The 17,414-nt window shown below is 48.9% G+C and carries 10 protein-coding genes; 9 read left to right on the top strand and 1 reads right to left on the bottom strand.

Features of this window, described 5'->3' with window-relative positions; all coding sequences use genetic code 11:
* Positions 1-13: 13 nt before the first annotated feature.
* From QRD89_RS18280 to QRD89_RS18270, 3 genes are all read left to right on the top strand, one after another.
* Positions 14-388 carry a PH domain-containing protein gene (locus QRD89_RS18280; RefSeq protein WP_286095985.1) on the top strand — a complete coding sequence of 125 codons (375 nt, stop codon included), beginning with the start codon at positions 14-16 and terminating at the stop codon, positions 386-388.
* Between the two features lie 178 nt (positions 389-566).
* Complete coding sequence (gene rpoN, locus QRD89_RS18275; RefSeq protein WP_286095984.1) at positions 567-1,847, top strand: RNA polymerase factor sigma-54; 1,281 nt, start codon at positions 567-569, stop codon at positions 1,845-1,847.
* 90 nt (positions 1,848-1,937) lie between these two features.
* Positions 1,938-2,762 (top strand): YihY/virulence factor BrkB family protein, encoded by an 825-nt coding sequence (locus QRD89_RS18270; protein ID WP_008633649.1) that lies wholly within the window; start codon positions 1,938-1,940, stop codon positions 2,760-2,762.
* Between the two features lie 235 nt (positions 2,763-2,997).
* On the opposite strand, the gene QRD89_RS18265 is transcribed toward QRD89_RS18270, so the two are convergent.
* Positions 2,998-4,059 (bottom strand): DmpA family aminopeptidase, encoded by a 1,062-nt coding sequence (locus QRD89_RS18265; RefSeq protein ID WP_286095983.1) that lies wholly within the window; start codon positions 4,057-4,059, stop codon positions 2,998-3,000.
* Between the two features lie 352 nt (positions 4,060-4,411).
* On the opposite strand from QRD89_RS18265, the gene gltB reads away from it, so the two are divergent.
* The 6 genes from gltB (at position 4,412) to QRD89_RS18235 (ending at position 17,403) form a co-directional block, all read left to right on the top strand.
* Positions 4,412-8,992, top strand: coding sequence for a glutamate synthase large subunit (gene gltB, locus QRD89_RS18260; RefSeq protein WP_286095982.1), 4,581 nt, complete (start codon positions 4,412-4,414; stop codon positions 8,990-8,992).
* Between the two features lie 19 nt (positions 8,993-9,011).
* A complete protein-coding gene (locus QRD89_RS18255; protein ID WP_008633644.1) occupies positions 9,012-10,499 on the top strand; it encodes a glutamate synthase subunit beta in 1,488 nt (495 codons plus the stop codon).
* Between the two features lie 199 nt (positions 10,500-10,698).
* Positions 10,699-12,735 (top strand): catalase, encoded by a 2,037-nt coding sequence (locus tag QRD89_RS18250; RefSeq protein WP_286095981.1) that lies wholly within the window; start codon positions 10,699-10,701, stop codon positions 12,733-12,735.
* Positions 12,736-13,028: 293 nt separating this feature from the next.
* Complete coding sequence (locus QRD89_RS18245; protein WP_286095980.1) at positions 13,029-14,378, top strand: dipeptidase; 1,350 nt, start codon at positions 13,029-13,031, stop codon at positions 14,376-14,378.
* A gap of 183 nt (positions 14,379-14,561) precedes the next feature.
* Positions 14,562-15,749, top strand: a complete 1,188-nt coding sequence (locus tag QRD89_RS18240; protein WP_026577730.1) for a carboxylate--amine ligase — start codon at positions 14,562-14,564, stop codon at positions 15,747-15,749.
* A gap of 106 nt (positions 15,750-15,855) precedes the next feature.
* On the top strand, positions 15,856-17,403 hold the full coding sequence (locus QRD89_RS18235; RefSeq protein WP_008633638.1) for a Mur ligase family protein: 1,548 nt from the start codon (positions 15,856-15,858) through the stop codon (positions 17,401-17,403).
* Positions 17,404-17,414: the final 11 nt, after the last annotated feature.

Raw genomic sequence — 17,414 nt, 5'->3', positions numbered from 1 at the left:
AGGAGCAAGGACCATGGGATTTTTGAATGAACTGCTTGGCAATGCCAGTGAAGTGGACGTAGAGAAGCTGGAAAAGCAGCTGGATGGTATTTTAATAGATAAGGAAGCGATTCAGAGCGGTTATAAAGTGCTCCGGGACTCCTTCCTTTTCACCGACAAGCGCCTTCTTCTCATAGATAAGCAGGGGATGACAGGTAAGAAGGTCGAATATCATTCCATCCCTTATAAGAGCATCACCCATTTCAGTGTGGAAACAGCAGGAAGCTTCGATATGGATTCCGAATTGAAAATCTGGTTATCCGGATCACACGAACCGATCGTCAAGCTGTTTAAGAAAGACAGCCCGATTGAAGCGGTTCAGAAAACGCTTGCTACCTATGTTCTTTAACAAAATGTTCCACGTGAAACGATAAGCGCCCCCTTTTACGAAGGTGTCCGCTCTTAAAAACAGACAGAAGAAAAGCCGGCCTTGTGCCGGCTTTTCTTATACATAGGAATGGAACTTGAAAGATAGATAGAAACCGTTCATTATTAAATATGAAAGCGTTATCTTAGGGGTGTGAAAGATGAAGCTGGAATTAGCTCAAAAACAGACGACGGGTTTATTCATGACGACAGAGATGAAACAGGCCATCAACCTGCTTCAATATACGACGGCTGAGGTATGGGATTACATATGGGAAGTGGTCGAGAGCAACCCGATGATTGCTTTTGATCCACCGGCTTCCATGTCTTCCATCCTGTCTTCGCGAAACGACGATGCTTATATTGATAGAATAGATCAACTCGCAGCAGATGCCGCGAATTGGCGGGAAGATTTGATCGAACAAATTAGGTGGCTGGAGAGGGAGGAGAAGAAAAAGAAGATTCTTCGCTTTCTTGCTGAAAGTCTTGATGACAAAGGCTTCCTGACTATATCTGAAGAGGAGGCTGCGGTGATTCTGGCGGTGGATGTAGAAGCGGTTTCTTCCGCCAGGCGGCAGCTTATGCATATGGAGCCATTCGGAGCCGGCTGCTTCCACTTCCAGGAGTTTCTACTTCTGCAGATAGAAGAAACGTATCCAGAGGATCACCTCCTCTATCAATTGACAGCAGATCACCTGGAGGATCTTGCAGGGAGGAACTGGGAGTTGCTGCAGACAGTTGGCGTTTCGGAAGGGGAGGCGGAAAGAGCTCTTGCCATTCTCCGTGAGCTTCAGCCTCGACCGCTTATTCAGACGAAGGTACAACCTCGTGAGACAGCTCTGCCTGATTTATATGTGGAGAAAAAGGACCACGGACTTCTTTTGCGCGATCCTTACTCTTTCCAAAAACACATTCATTGGGATGGTATACTGAGTAGGATGCATGAAGAGGAGGAAGAGGCGAAGCTGTTTCTTGAAGACTGCTTCCAGCAGGCCCGCTGGTTGATGCGCGGCATTGAACAGCGGCAGCATACATTGATGCGTGTGGCTGGGATAGTGATGAAACATCAGAAAAGGTACTTCAGTGGAGAACCTTTGCAGCCTTTGACGCTGAGGCAGGTTGCCGATCGTATGGGGGTCCATGAATCCACCGTCAGCCGGGCGGTTGCAGGAAAAGTGATACAGACCCCCCTCGGTATGAAACAGCTTAAGTCTTTTTTCGTGAAGGGGTACGAATCGCAGGTTGGAGAAGCATACTCCTCTTTGCAGATCAAAGACATTCTCTGTGATTGGATTAAGGAGGAGAACAGCTCCCGTCCTTTGTCTGATCAACGGCTCGCAGATAAATTGAGAGATACCTTCCACGTAGATATTTCGCGTCGTACGGTTGCTAAATACCGGGACGGGATGGGGATTCCATCCTCTTCCCGGCGAAAGACGTAAGCCTCTCCTCTCTCCTGCATCCTCAGAAGGTTAGTTCTTACAAAAAAAGGGGATAGACAATTACATGTCTGTGGAGGAGGGAGCAGATCGATGAAGAAAGCGAAAAGCTATTTACAAGATCTCATAAAAGAGTTTCAAAAGGATAACATACCGATGCTTGGAGCGGCGCAGGCCTATTACTATTTGCTTGCGATTGTGCCGCTGCTTATTTTACTGCTGTCCATACTGCCTTATATGAATATTGATTCGGAAAGGGTCGTCGATGCGGTGGGCAGCTTCTCGACACCGGAAGCAGCAAACATTTTCCGGGATAACATCATAAACGTAGTGGAGCAGCCCAACGGTGGGCTTCTTACTGTCGGTATTCTCGGTACACTCTGGTCTGCTTCGAGTGGAATCAATGCCTTCATTCAAGCTGCCAACCAGGCGTATAACGTGGAGGAAACAAGGTCCTTTATTAAAGTCCGGCTCCTGTCGGTGGTATTGACTGTCGGCATGATTATTGCCATTGCTGTCGCACTCGTACTGCCGGTTTTCGGTCAGGTCATTCTTGATGCCATCAATCTTCCTGGGGAAACAGCGTTTCTGTTCCAGGTGTTCCGGTGGGTGATCAGTGTCGCTGTCATCGGAGGCGTGCTTATGGCACTGTACCACTTTGCGCCGAATAAGAATATTCCGTTTCATCATATCCTGCCTGGAGCTGTCATTACCGCTGTCCTCTGGCAGCTGATTTCTTTAGGCTTTTCTTTCTACGTGTCCAACTTCGGTAACTATTCCGCAACCTATGGAAGCCTTGGGGGAATCATTGTTCTGATGCTTTGGTTCTTCCTGACCGGTATCATCTTGATGGTCGGAGCAGAAATCAACGTCATCTATCACCGACGAAGAGAAGATGGGAAACAGGAAGCGGCTTAATAGAAAACGAAGGAAAGCCCCTGTCCTTAAGAGGATGGGGGCTTTCCTTCGTTTTACCACGTCGATACTTGCTGCGACAGCGATTGCGTCCATAAGAATACTAAAGAAATAACGATGATCGTTGAAATTCAGACCGGCTATGAAGACAGCCGGCAAAATAGTTAGTATCCGCCACCTGCGCATAAGGGCATCCCTCCGGTTACTGGAGAAATGTAGCACGGGCATTGTCTCTTTTTCAAGGGTTTTCTCCCTTTGGTACAAGAGATTCTGATAGTAACTCCGTTATAGATCGGCGGATGTTTCCGTCTCGTCCGGTAACGGTTTCTGCACAAAACAGGGATTGCAGGACCGCCTCCTCCGTCGCCTCTGCCACGCCGCGAAAAGCGATATCGATTTCCTCTTCATGAATGGTCGGAATCATGTGAACGGAAGACGGTTTTGCGGGGATGTTGTAAGCAGTTGAGAAACCGAGGGCGATATCACCGCTTCCGTTGCTGATCATCGCTCCTGTTCTAGAAAGGCCGATGACGGAACGTTTGATAATTCTATGCAGCTGTCTGTCGGTAACCGGTAAATCCGTCGCCACCACAATCATGACAGACCCTTTATCCTTCTCCTCCTTCGCTTCTTTCTCCGCGTGCCATTCTTCCCCTGCTGCTCTTCCGTCTATACGAAGATCACGCAGCGTGCCGAAGTTGGTGAGCGTCAACACACCGATGGTATAGTCTTTCGAACCTATCGGCAGTATCCTTGAAGCAGATCCTATCCCACCTTTGAGCGAATAGCAGACCATCCCTCTTCCCGCGCCCACGGCCCCTTCCTCGAAGTGCTTATCTGCTTTTTCAATGGCTGAATGAATGTGCTCCCGTCGGATCGTCCGCCTGCGGATATCGTTCAGTATCATATCGTTGCATTCCCCGACTACCGCATTGACGGTTCCGGTTTCCCTGCCGATTTCCTCGTTACGTTCCAATGTATAATCAATGACGGCATCGATCGCTGTCCCGACACCGAAAGTGTTGGTGAGAATCACAGGCGTCTCAAGCGTCCCCAGTTCTTCTATCTGAATCGATCCGGCTGTCTTGCCGAAGCCGTTGATGACGTGGGATGCCGCCGGTACCTTCTCTTGAAACAAATTCCCTTCGTGGGGGATAATCGCTGTCACTCCTGTCTGCACATCCCCTTCAGCGAGCGTGTGATGCCCGACCTTTACGCCGGGGACGTCTGTGATTGCGTTCCTTTTCCCGGTGGATAGTTTTCCAACTGAAATGCCATACTTCCGAACTTCATGACCCATTATTACACCTCCATCCTTCCTATTCGCAACTTACAGCCGGATTCCTCCTTGTATATTGATTCGTTTTTCTGACTTTTTATACAAAATCTTTCTGTATCCGAAACAAAAAGACACGGTTTCTTGAAAAAATTATAAAAAAATACAAATTTGGTTGGTTGCGCTTACATCGTTCGTGTTATTGGATTTTCCTTTTGGTAATCTCTCTTTATTTGTCGGAAAATTGCGTACTTATGTGCTTTAGGTACGTGAAGGGGCCGGATTTTCATGCTATACTAGTAAGAAACTGAAAAGACAGAATTTTTTAATTTTATGCCTGTAACCTACAAGAATAAGTCCGCTAGGGGGAATGAATATGCAAAAAAACGGATATCCTGTTCCGCAGGGTTTATATCACCCGGAGAACGAACACGAAGCTTGTGGAATCGGAGTAATTGCTAATATTGATGGAACGAAAAGCCATAGTATCGTCGAGAATGCCATTACGATTCTTTGTAACCTGGAACACCGTGGTGGGCAGTCTGCTGATGTCAGTACCGGAGATGGGGCCGGAATCCTGACACAAATCCCTCATAAATTCTTTGAGAAGCAGTGTGAGAAAGAAGATATTTACCTGCCTGAGTCAGGGAAGTACGGCATCGGGATGATTTTCCTGCCGGATGACCATGACTTGAGAATGGAATGTAAGCAGCGCTTCCAGAAGATTGTGGAAGAAGAAGGACAGGAATTCCTCGGCTGGAGAACGGTGCCGATTAACGATTCCTTCGTGGGTAACGATGCGAAGAAGACAAAGCCTTTCATCCGTCAGGCATTTGTGGCCCCTTCGGCTGGTGTGGAGACACAGATGGATTTTGAACGCCGTTTATATATTATACGAAAACGTGCAGAAGCAGAGATTGCAAGTGTGGAAGGCTACGATGATTTCTATATCTGCAGTTTATCTTCCAACACGATCGTTTATAAAGGAATGTTGATTCCTGAGCAGTTGGACTCCTTCTACATCGATTTGAATCACCCGGATTTCATTACTGCCCTCGCTTTAGTGCATTCCCGCTTTAGTACGAACACTTTCCCGAGTTGGAAACGTTCACACCCGAACCGCTACACCATCCATAATGGAGAATTCAATACAATCCGGGGAAATGTCAACTGGATGAGAGCAAGACAGGAATTACTGAAGTCCGAATATTTCAGTGAAGAGGACTTGAAGAAACTTCTGCCGATCATCGATGCAGAAGGAAGCGACTCGTCGATGTTCGATAATGCATTTGAATTTCTGCACTTGTCCGGACGCTCCCTTGCCCATACGGCAATGATGATGGTGCCGGAGCCTTGGTCCAATGACGATACGATTCAGGAAGATAAGAAGAATTTCTATGAATACCACAGCACATTGATGGAGCCGTGGGACGGACCGGCTGCGCTTGCCTATACAAACGGGAAGCAGATCGGGGCCTGTCTTGACCGTAACGGACTTCGACCAGCGAGGTATTACGTAACCAAAGGCGGAATGATCGTCCTCGGTTCCGAAGTAGGAGCCCTTGATATCTTTGCGGATGACATTTTGTACAAGGACCGCCTCGCACCTGGAAAGATGCTGCTTGTCGATTTGGAAGAAGGGAAGATCATCCCGGATGAAGAGATTAAACTGCAGATTGCTCAGGAGCATCCATATAAAGAATGGATCGAAGAGAATAAATGGAATTTAGAAGACCTTCCGGAGCCGGTCACAGAGCACCCGCCGGTAGAGAATTTGATTGGTCAACAGCTTGCATTTGGATATACGACTGAAGAGCTGAATAAGATTCTGATGCCGATGGTCACAGACAAGAAAGACCCCGTCGGATCAATGGGGTACGACTCCCCGCTTGCCGTGCTTTCGAAAAAGCCGCAAGTACTCTACAGCTATTTCAAACAGTTGTTTGCACAAGTAACCAACCCCCCTATCGATGCGATTCGGGAGAAGCTGATCACGATGGTGGAAACAACGATCGGAGCAGAAGGCAACCTTGTCGATCCTCAGCCGGAAAGCTGTCGCCATATTCGTCTTGCCTCTCCTATTTTGACAAACAGAGAGCTCGAACAGCTTCGTCAACAGGACTTGGAGGGCTTCCGGACTAAGACGTTGTCTGTCTTGTTTGAAGCGAAAGAAGAGGCGATGAAACCGGCTCTTGACCGTTTATTTGAAGAAGCCGATCAGGCCATTGAAGAAGGAAATGTCCTCCTCATCCTGTCCGATCGTGGTGTGAATGCAAAGTACGCAGCCATTCCGACACTGCTTGCGGTTTCCGGTCTGCATCATCACCTGATCCGTCAAGGGACAAGGACGAAGGTGTCGATCCTCGCAGAGACCGGGGAAGCAAGAGAAGTCCATCACTTCGCGACGCTTCTCGGTTATGGCGCGGAAGGCATCAACCCTTATATCGCTTATGAGTCGCTGCGTGATTTGCAGGAGCGCAATCTTCTTGAGGTCGAATCCCATGAAGCAGCTGTCGATACGTATGTGAAAGCAGCGACGGACGGCATTATTAAAGTACTTTCCAAAATGGGTATTTCCACGATCCAGAGTTATCGCGGTGCTCAAATTTTTGAAGCTGTTGGAATTAAGAAGGAAGTCGTCGATCAATACTTCACACGTACCGCTTCCCGTTTAGGCGGAATCGGCCTTGATATCATTGAGAAAGAAGTATTGATGCGTCATGAAGTTGCTTTCGATGAAAGCCGTGGATCGAATCGTAAGCTTGAAGCCGGTGATGAATTCCAATACCGGGAGAACGGGGAGGATCATCAGTACAATCCTCAGACGATCGCGACCCTTCAGCATGCATGCCGCTCGAATGATTATGACTTGTTCAAATCGTATTCGAAAATGCTGACAGACGAGAACAATAACCTCCAGTCTCTGCGTGGGCTGTTGTCCTTTAAGAAGCGTTACTCCATTCCGGTGGAGGAAGTAGAATCGGTGGAAGATATTTGCAAACGATTCAAGACTGGAGCCATGTCCTTCGGTTCCATCAGTGCTGAGGCGCATGAAGCGCTTGCGGTTGCTATGAACCGGATCGGAGGCAGAAGCAACTCCGGAGAGGGTGGCGAAGATCCGAAGCGTTTTAATCCGGAAGAAAACGGAGATTCCAAACGAAGCGCCATTAAACAGGTCGCCTCCGGACGTTTTGGTGTGAACAGTCACTACCTTGTGAATGCCGATGAAATTCAGATTAAGGTCGCTCAAGGGGCCAAGCCTGGAGAAGGCGGTCACCTTCCAGGCAAGAAAGTATATCCGTGGGTGGCAGAAGTCCGTGGTTCTACACCAGGTGTCGAGCTGATCTCTCCACCACCACACCACGATATCTATTCCATTGAAGACCTGGCTGAGCTTATTTATAACTTGAAGAATGCCAATCCGAAAGCAAGAGTCAGCGTGAAGCTTGTGTCCGCCGTCGGAGTCGGAACAATTGCTGCCGGCGTTGCCAAAGGACGTGCCGATCTCGTATTGATCAGTGGGTATGATGGCGGTACAGGAGCTGCTCCGCGGACAAGTATTAAACATACAGGGCTGCCGTGGGAAATCGGCTTGGCCGAAACCCATCAGACGCTTGTTCTTGATCGTCTGCGTGACCGTATCGTTGTTGAAACAGACGGAAAAATGATGACGGGGCGGGATGTCGTCGTCGCTGCATTACTGGGCGCAGAAGAATACGGATTCTCCACAGCACCGCTTGTCGTGCTTGGCTGTGTCATGATGCGGGTCTGTCATTTGAACACATGCCCGGTTGGCGTGGCAACCCAGGATCCGGAGCTGCGCAGGAAGTTCACCGGGGAAGCGGACCACCTTGAAAACTTCATGCGCTTTATTGCTCAAGAGGCAAGGGAGCTGATGGCAGAGCTTGGCTTCCGTTCCATCAATGAAATGATCGGACGCACAGACGTGCTGGAAGCAAACGAAGCGATCGATCATTGGAAGGCCAAAGGCATCGACCTTTCCGCACTGCTTTACCAGCCGGACGTGCCGGATAACTACGGCCGCTTCGCAACACAGAAGCAGGATCACGGGCTGGAGAAGACGCTTGATGTTCAAGAGCTTATCCCTCTTTGCAGGAAAGCGATAGAAACAGGAGAGCCGGTGGAAGGTACCGGGTCCATCCGTAATATACACCGGGTAACCGGGACGATTCTTGGTAGTGAAATCACCCGCCGATATGGTGCAGAAGGACTTCCTGAAGATACGATCAAGCTGACGTTCAAAGGGTCGGCAGGTCAGAGTTTCGGCGCGTTCATTCCGAAGGGTGTAACACTCCGTCTTGTCGGAGATTCCAATGACTACGTAGGAAAAGGCTTATCAGGCGGTAAAATCATCGTCCATCCTTCTCCGAAATCGACGTTTGTTCCGGAGGAAAACACGATCATCGGGAACGTCTCCTTCTATGGAGCCTCAGCCGGGGAAGCTTACATCAACGGTCTTGCCGGTGAACGATTCTGTGTCAGGAACAGTGGAGCCGAAGTCGTCGTCGAAGGTGTCGGTGATCACGGCTGTGAATACATGACCGGAGGAAAAGTCGTTGTTCTTGGAGGGACAGGTCGTAACTTCGCTGCCGGTATGTCCGGCGGGGTCGCTTATGTCCTCGATGAATCACAACAACCTTTTGAAACGAAATGCAACAAAGAATTGGTCCACCTGCATACGCTGGATGATGCGGAAGAAATCCAGGAGCTCTACCAATTGATCGAGAAGCACGTAAGTTATACGAACAGCGGCCTTGGTCAACGGATTCTGGCAGACTGGGATTCTTATGTCGCCAAGTTCGTCAAAGTCATCCCGAGGGATTATTTGACGATGCAGGAGCGGATCAAACGTCTGAAAGCAGAAGGACTCGAGAAATTCGATGCGGAAATGACCGCCTTTGAAGAACGGAATAAGCCAGTGGAGACTGTGAAATAACGGAGAAGGGGGAAATCTGATGGGAAAGTCTACCGGATTCATGGAATATCAACGTCAATCGATACCTGAACGCGATCCTGCAACCAGAACGAAAGATTGGGAAGATTACACGCTTCCCCTTTCGGATGAAGAGGCACAGAAGCAGGGGGCACGCTGCATGGACTGCGGTGTTCCCACCTGTCATTCAGGAATGGAAATTAACGGAGTCACCTCCGGATGCCCGGTGTATCACCTCATTCCGGAGTGGAATGACCTTGTGTATCAAGGGCAGTGGAAAGAAGCGCTGGAAAAAGAACATGAAATGAACAACTTCCCGGAATTCACCGGATTCGCTTGTCCAGCACCTTGTGAAGGCGCATGTGTGCTCGGAATTAACGAGCCTCCTGTGGCCATCCGAAGTGTCGAGCGTTCTATCATCGAGAAAGGATTCCAGGAAGGATGGGTCCAGCCTAATCCACCGGCGACACGGACTGGTAAGCATGTCGCCGTGGTCGGATCCGGCCCAGCCGGACTGGCTGCTGCTGCCCAGCTGAACAAGGCGGGGCACTGGGTGACTGTTTATGAGCGTAACGACCGCATCGGCGGTCTGCTGACTTACGGTATTCCGGAAATGAAGCTTCCTTATTCTGTCGTGGAGCGTCGGGTGAACATTCTGAAGGAAGAAGGAATCCGTTTCCTTACCAACACAGAAGTAGGCAGAAACTATCCTGTTTCCCGGTTGAATGAGGAATATGACAGCGTCATTCTTTGTGGTGGGGCGACGACGCCTAGAAATCTGGAGGTAGAGGGACGCCAGCTGAAGGGTATCCACTATGCCATGGATTTCCTTCATTCCAATACGAAGAGCCTTTTGGACACGGATCATGCCGATGGAAATTATATCAGTGCCGAAGGGAAGAAGGTCATCGTTATCGGTGGCGGGGATACGGGTACAGACTGTATTTCCACATCCCTGCGTCATGATTGCGAAAGTCTCGTCCAATTCGACATTTATGATAAGAAAGGTTCCGCGCGTGATAATGAAGCGAACCCGTGGCCGCAGTATCCGCTCATCCACCGTATCGAATACGGCCAGAAGGAAGCAGAAGCGAAGTTCGGAAAGGATCCGAGAGCTTATGCGGTCATGACGAAGAAATTTGTCGGGGACGAGAATAACCGGGTAAAAGAAGTGCATACGATCGACGTTGCCCTTTCCTATGACGAAAAAGGCAACAAAGTACGTACAGAAATCCCTGGAACAGAGAAAGTTTGGGAAGCGGACCTTGTTCTGCTTGCTATCGGTTTCAGCGGGCCGGAGCAGGACTTGATCGAAAAGCTTGGAATTGAAACGACAGTCCGTTCCAACGTTGCTGCTCAGTATGGAAAGTACACAACGAATGTCGAAGGTGTCTTTGCTGCCGGTGACATGCGCCGCGGACAAAGTTTGATTGTCTGGGCGATTAATGAAGGACGTGAAGCGGCAAGGGAATGTGACCGTCACCTGATGGGTGCTACCCAGCTTCCATAATAAATTCCACAGAGAAACACCTGGACGAACTCCTATTCTAAATAGAGTGGGAAGCCGTTCAGGTGTTTTTGTTTCCCCTTTTTTACCTCCCGCCTTAAATCTATATTTATATAACGTTTATCGTGCGGGGGGCGTGGGTACATATTTGTAATGTTTCTTAGTTACTTAACATTCTAAATATAGTACAAGGAGGATCTCCATGAGCGACAAAAGATCGAAGAAGGATGAACAGTTGGAGCAGTTCCGGGTTGATGATTCAGGGAAGCATCTGACGACGAACCAGGGGTTGAAGGTGTCTGAGGATGAATTTTCTTTAAAAGCAGGTGAGCGTGGTCCTACGTTAATGGAAGATTTTCATTTTCGTGAAAAAATGACGCATTTTGACCACGAGCGTATCCCTGAGCGTATCGTACATGCGCGAGGTTTTTCCGCCCACGGGGAATTTGAACTTTATAAATCATTGAAGGACTATACGAGGGCCGATTTCCTCAATGATCCGGCTAAGAAGACACCTGTCTTCGTGCGCTTCTCCACGGTGGCGGGCTCCAAAGGTTCTGCCGATCTTGCTCGTGACGCCCGTGGTTTTGCTACGAAATTTTACACAGAAGAAGGTAACTACGACCTTGTTGGAAATAACATACCGGTATTCTTCATACAGGATGCCATCAAGTTTCCGGATTTGATCCACGCGGTGAAACCGGAACCCCATAACGGCATGCCGCAGGCGGCTTCCGCCCACGATACTTTCTGGGACTTCATTGCGAATAACCAGGAATCCGCCCATATGGCTATGTGGACGATGTCCGACCGCGCTATTCCGCGCAGCTTCCGGATGATGGAAGGGTTTGGAGTACATACCTTCCGCCTTGTAAACGAAGAAGGAAAATCGCACTTCGTCAAGTTCCACTGGAAGCCTGTGCTTGGGACGCACTCTCTTGTGTGGGATGAAGCACAGAAGGTGATGGGGAAAGACCCGGATTTCCATAGAGGAGATTTATACAATGCCATTGAAAACGGCGATTTTCCGGAATACGAACTGGGCTTACAGATTATTCCGGAAGAGGATGAGTTCCGGTTTGATTTCGACATTCTCGATCCGACGAAGCTTTGGCCGGAAGAAGACGTGCCCGTACAGATTGTCGGTAAGATGACCCTGAACCGAAATGTAGACAATGTCTTTGCGGAAAATGAGCAGGTGGCATTCCACCCTGGGCATGTCGTACCGGGAATCGACTTTACGAACGACCCGTTGCTGCAAGGGCGTTTGTTCTCTTATACGGATACCCAGCTGATCCGCCTTGGAGGACCGAACTTCCATGAGCTTCCGATCAACCGTCCCGTCTGCCCGTTCTTTAATAACCAGCGTGACGGTTACGGCCGCCAGACCATTAATACCGGTCAGGTCAGCTATCATAAGAACTCTTTGGCCAAGAACACGCCAACACCGGCGTCAGAGGAAGAGGGCGGATACAAGCATTATCAGGAGAAAGTAGAGGGCCGTAAAGTTCGGGCACGGAGTGAAAGCTTTAAAGATCACTTCTCACAAGCGACGTTGTTCTGGAACAGCATGAGCGATCATGAGAAGAAACACTTGATCCAAGCATTCAGCTTTGAACTGGGTAAAGTCGGCAGCGAATCTGTGCGTAAACAGGTCGTCGACATGTTTGCTAACGTCAGTATGGATCTAGCTGAAGGCATTGCCGATACCATTGGTGTGGCAGTCCCGACAGAGGGAGGTTCGGAAGTGACGAAGTCCTCTCCTGCCTTAAGTCAGGCTAATTCTGCCTCCAAGGCGGCAACCAGGAAGGTCGGCGTCCTATTGGCGGCCGGTTTTGATGGAAGCGGTGTGCAGACCGTGCTTGACCACCTTTCTTCCAACGGGGTTGCTGCCGAAATCATCAGCAGTAAACAAGGGAAGCTGAAATCCAGTGAGGGCAACGAAGTTACCGTTGATCATACGTTCCGGACGACAGACCCGGTACTCTATGATGCGGTTTACGTTGTCGGAGGAAAAGACATGGATGAGTCGTTCCGCAAACGTGCGGCTTATTACCTGGAGGAATCCTTCAACCATTACAAGCCGCTCGGTGCAACCGGAGCCGGAGCGGATATAGTAGAACAGGGAGGATGGAGCGGTAACAGTGGTGTCGTTACCGCAACGGATTATAAACAGTTCTCCGAAGATTTCACGAAAGCCATTGCTGCGCATCGGCACTGGGATCGAGTTATAGTGTAAGAAGTATGGGGAGAGGGCAGGAATTCCTGTCTTCTTTTCTATCCCTGGGGAGTATAAAGACCGATTTATCGTATAGATTGTTTGCGGACACAGAATATAAGGGTAATGGTATGGCAAATACACCTATTCAGTGAGGTGATCTTATGATCCGGACTATTCTGATGATTATCGGCTTGATTGTCGTAGTCAGCTTTATCATTTCTTTAATTTAATTCATACACGAGGAGACTGTCCGAATACGGGCAGTCTCCTCGTGTATAATGATAGACAAAAGAAGGCGGAGGAGGATGACAATGAAAGAGAGCATAGCTTTACATAAGGAAGAATTTCTGGAGGAGTTGAAGGATTTTTTACGCATACCCAGCATCTCTTCCTCAGAACAGCGCAGGGACGATGTAGCTGAGGCAGCCGCTTGGACGGCCGCGGCACTCAAAAAGGCGGGAATGGAACATGTGGAAGTGGTGGAGACGGAGGGTCACCCGATCGTCTATGCGGACTGGCTGCACGCCGAAGGGAAACCGACGGTTCTCGTTTACGGGCACTATGATGTTCAGCCGGAGGATCCAGTCCACTTATGGGATACTCCACCATTTGATCCTGTCATCCGTGATGGAAAGGTGTTTGCTCGTGGAGCGACCGATGATAAGGGGCAGTTGTTTATTCAAATTAAAGCGGTGGACTTGTTGATGCGGGAAAGAGGAGAGCTCCCTGTCAATGTGAAGTTCGTCATCGAAGGGGAGGAGGAAGTGGCGAGTCCGAATCTTCCTGCTTATATAGAGGAGAAAAAGCAGGCCCTTTCCTGCGATGCCGTATTGATCAGCGATACATCCTTTATTGAAGAGGGGCAGCCTGCCATCTGCACTTCTCTGCGCGGAGCACTTGCGCTTGAACTTTCGGTGAAAACAGCTGATTCTGATCTTCATTCCGGAACCTACGGAGGAGCGGTTCCGAACTCGATCCATGCATTAGTAACGGTGCTTGATTCCCTTCACAATACGGACGGGAGCGTCGCGGTCGATGGTTTTTACGAAGGGGTTCCGGAACCGACAGAAGAGCTCCGTGCGGAAATCGCCTCGATTCCTTTTTCAGAAGAAGCGGTGAGGGAGTCTCTCGGTCTCGATGATTTTTACGGGGAAGACGGCTATACGTTCCAGGAACGGGTCGGCATTCGACCGACGCTGGAAATCAACGGAATCACAGGCGGCTTCCAAGGCGAAGGATTGAAGACAATTATCCCGAAAGAGGCTGCTGCGAAAATCAGCTGTCGTCTCGTCGGCAGCCAGAGTCCGGACGCGGTGTATGACGCTGTCGTCCGGCACGTGGAAACCGTTAAACCAAAAGGAGCAAAAGTGACGCTGCAGCAGTACATTAAGGCGGATCCTGTATCCATCGATTCGGATAATCCGATGATTCAATCGGCGGCCGATGCGTTCGAGGCTGTGTACGGGACTCGCCCGCTGTTTCCTAAAGAAGGGGGCTCGATACCGATTGTTGAAGTATTCGGACGTGTGCTGGACGCTCCTGTGGTGCTGATGGGATTCGGTCTGCCGTCGGAGAACCTCCATGCGCCTAACGAGCATTTCCATATCGAAAACTTCACCAAAGGCATCGAAACCGTCTGCCATTATTTGAACAATTTATGAAGATATATCAAGACAGTCCATCAGGGCTGTCTTTTTTGCATCATGGCGACCCCCTTAACGTTTTTTTACAAGTGCGATTGTGATAAAATAGATATGTTTACGTACTGAAAAAATGAAACGACAACGAATCTATATAAATCAAAGTAAATTTGCGTTACATAAAGGTGAAAAAGGGGATTTTTCATGGCTAACAAAGCAGTTGTATTAGGAGCGAATTATTATATCGGTCTCAGCACGATCCGGTGCCTCGGCGTTCACGGTGTCCACGTTGCTGCCGTCGACTATGCGTGGGAAGGTGCCTATGGACTTGAGTCCAAGTATTGTTCCGAAGCGTTGATCGGTCCACATTATAAAGAGGATCCAGAGGGTCTGGTTGCTTTTTTGATTGATTACGCAAAAAAACAACAGGAAGCGCCGGTGCTGATACCGACAGCAGATCCTTATGTCGAATTCGTCGATGCTTATCTTCCGGAATTAAGGGAACATTTCCTTATTCCCCAAAAAGAGCAGGGATTATATACTAAAATAATGGATAAAGGAACGTTGCATAAACTCGCCTCCGAACACGGAGTGGCGGTACCTGAGACGGTCCATGTCGACGGAGCGGAATACGTAGATAAGGTGGAATCGGAAATTGGATACCCTTGTCTCGTCAAACCTGTCGATTCTCCTGCGTTTGTGGCTAAGTTCAGAAGAAAGCTGTTCACCGTTCACACGAGAGAAGAATTGGTGGAGAAAGTGGAAGAATCCAAAGCTGCGGACATTGAGGTCATTGTTCAACGGATTATTCCTGGATTTGATGATCATATGTACACCTTTGACGCCTATCTGGACCAGGATTCGAAGGTTACCCATTGGGTGACTTGTCAGAAACTGCGTCAGTTCCCTGTTAACTACGGTGCTTCCGTCTATACGCAGCAGAAGTATGTCCCGGAGCTGTACGAGCTGGGAAGCAGGTTCCTGGAAGGAATTCAGTACAAGGGCTTTGCGGAAATAGAATTTAAGAAGGATGCGGAAACAGGACGCTATTACCTGATTGAGATTAACGTTCGGATTACGAACTTGAATCATCTGCTGCAGAAAACGGGCATCAATATTCCTTACATCACTTATAAGGAATTGACAGGTGATCCGCTGCCGCCGAAAGCGGTAGAGGAGGATCAGAACATCGTATTCTGGTATGCCTATGAAGATCTGCTTGCAGTGAGAGAATACATCAAGACGGGTCAGCTCTCACCGAAAAAAGTATTCAAATCGTATTTCCGGCCAAAAGCACACGCGATTTGGGACCCGAAAGATCCGAAACCGGCGTTCGCTTTCGGGAAGAAGCTTGCAGGGCTTGTCGCAGGAAAAGTGACGAAACGAAAATAATGGTTTTTCCGTCAGAATAAAGAGGAACAGCCGTTTATAATAAGAAGGAAGAATCATGACACGTACGGATCATAAGGATAAAACATTGGCAGGAAGGTAGATAAGAATGGCTAAACTAAAAGAATTACTATCATCCATTCACATAGTGGCAGCATGGAATGATCGGGATATGGACGTGCAGGGACTCGCCTACAACTCACGGAATGTAACACCGGGCGATGTATTTGTATGTATCAAGGGATTTAAAACAGATGGGCACGTCTACATTGCTGATGCGCTGGCGAACGGTGCTGCGGCCATCGTTGTAGAAGATTACCAGGAAGGATGGGACGACCTCCCTCAATACCAGGTAACGGACAGCCGCAAAGCACTGGCAGCCTTGAGTGACGCTTTCTATGGTCATCCATCCCGTGCGATGAAAACAATCGGAATAACGGCAACCAACGGAAAGACGTCGACATCGTTTATGACCGATGCCATTTTAGAAGAGCATGGTTGGAAAACAGGATTGATCGGGACGGTAGTTGTCAAATTCGGTGATTATTCGGAACCGACGAAACTGACGACGCCGGAATCGTTGGATCTCCACCATTACTTCGCTCAGATGAGAGACCAGGATGTATCCCATGTAACGATGGAAGTCTCCTCCTCTGCACTTGATTTAAGCAGGGTCGGAAGCGTTGATTTTGACATCGTCTCGCTGAATAACATCAGCCGCGAACATATTGACCTCCACGGTTCTTTTGAAGAGTATTTCAACAGCAAAGCAAGTCTTATCCGTAATGCAGGCGCAGGCAAATGGGCAATCCTTAACCTGGACGATGCTTATTCCGCCTCCCTTATAGAAGAGACGGAAGCAAACGTCCTTACCTTCAGTGTGGAGACAGGAGACGGAGATCTGATTTGTAAAAATCTTGACCTTTCCACAGGCCGTGCGAAGTTCACGGTAGAGATCCGCAAGCCATTTACAGTCGGCGGAAGCAAGTATGGCGGAGAGTCCTTTGACATCGAGCTGTCGACACCGGGGTATCATTCCGTATATAATTCCATGGTTGCGATCGCAGCAGCATTGTTGAACGAAATTCCGATTGAGACGATCCAGAAAGGCTTGAAAGGGTTTGGAGGCGTCGAGCGCCGCTTCGAAATGGTGTTCGAAGACGATTTCAAGATCTTGGACGACCACTTTGCGAACTACGGAAATATTAATGTGACCCTCAGTACGCTGGAACAAATGGATTATGCCGATTTGAAATTGGTCTACGCCATCCGCGGAAGCCGCGGCGTAACTGTAAACCGCGAGAATGCCCAGGCTATTATGGAATGGGCGCCTAAGCTCGGTCTGACGGAACTGATTGCGACCGTCAGTCATTCCCACGTCACAGAGAAAGACGTTGTGACAGAAGAAGAGGTGCGCGTATTTCAGGAGATGATGGACAAAGCGGGTATCCGTGTCCACTTATACAAAGAGTTGGATGATGCTGTCCAACATGCCTTGTCTGAAGTGAAGGAAAACGATGTTGTTCTGTTGGCCGGTTGTCAAGGAATGGATCCGGGAGCGAAGATCGCCCTGGAACAGTTAAACAAAACGAGACCAGAAATGGACGAGGACATATTGTTCAAGCCGCTGAAAAATCGAGTGGCAGGTATTTCATAAAGAACTGCTTG

This window comes from Halobacillus sp. ACCC02827, assembly GCF_030291935.1.
Taxonomy (GTDB): domain Bacteria; phylum Bacillota; class Bacilli; order Bacillales; family Halobacillaceae; genus Halobacillus.
This window is presented reverse-complemented; position numbering and strand designations above follow the sequence as displayed.

Coding starts and splice junctions, on each gene's coding strand:
- QRD89_RS18245 (WP_286095980.1), top strand. CDS start 13,029: ATGAAAGAGAGCATAGCTTTACATAAGGAAGAATTTCTGGAGGAGTTG.
- gltB (WP_286095982.1), top strand. CDS start 4,412: ATGCAAAAAAACGGATATCCTGTTCCGCAGGGTTTATATCACCCGGAG.
- QRD89_RS18265 (WP_286095983.1), bottom strand. CDS start 4,059: ATGGGTCATGAAGTTCGGAAGTATGGCATTTCAGTTGGAAAACTATCC.
- QRD89_RS18280 (WP_286095985.1), top strand. CDS start 14: ATGGGATTTTTGAATGAACTGCTTGGCAATGCCAGTGAAGTGGACGTA.
- QRD89_RS18240 (WP_026577730.1), top strand. CDS start 14,562: ATGGCTAACAAAGCAGTTGTATTAGGAGCGAATTATTATATCGGTCTC.
- QRD89_RS18270 (WP_008633649.1), top strand. CDS start 1,938: ATGAAGAAAGCGAAAAGCTATTTACAAGATCTCATAAAAGAGTTTCAA.
- QRD89_RS18250 (WP_286095981.1), top strand. CDS start 10,699: ATGAGCGACAAAAGATCGAAGAAGGATGAACAGTTGGAGCAGTTCCGG.
- QRD89_RS18235 (WP_008633638.1), top strand. CDS start 15,856: ATGGCTAAACTAAAAGAATTACTATCATCCATTCACATAGTGGCAGCA.
- QRD89_RS18255 (WP_008633644.1), top strand. CDS start 9,012: ATGGGAAAGTCTACCGGATTCATGGAATATCAACGTCAATCGATACCT.
- rpoN (WP_286095984.1), top strand. CDS start 567: ATGAAGCTGGAATTAGCTCAAAAACAGACGACGGGTTTATTCATGACG.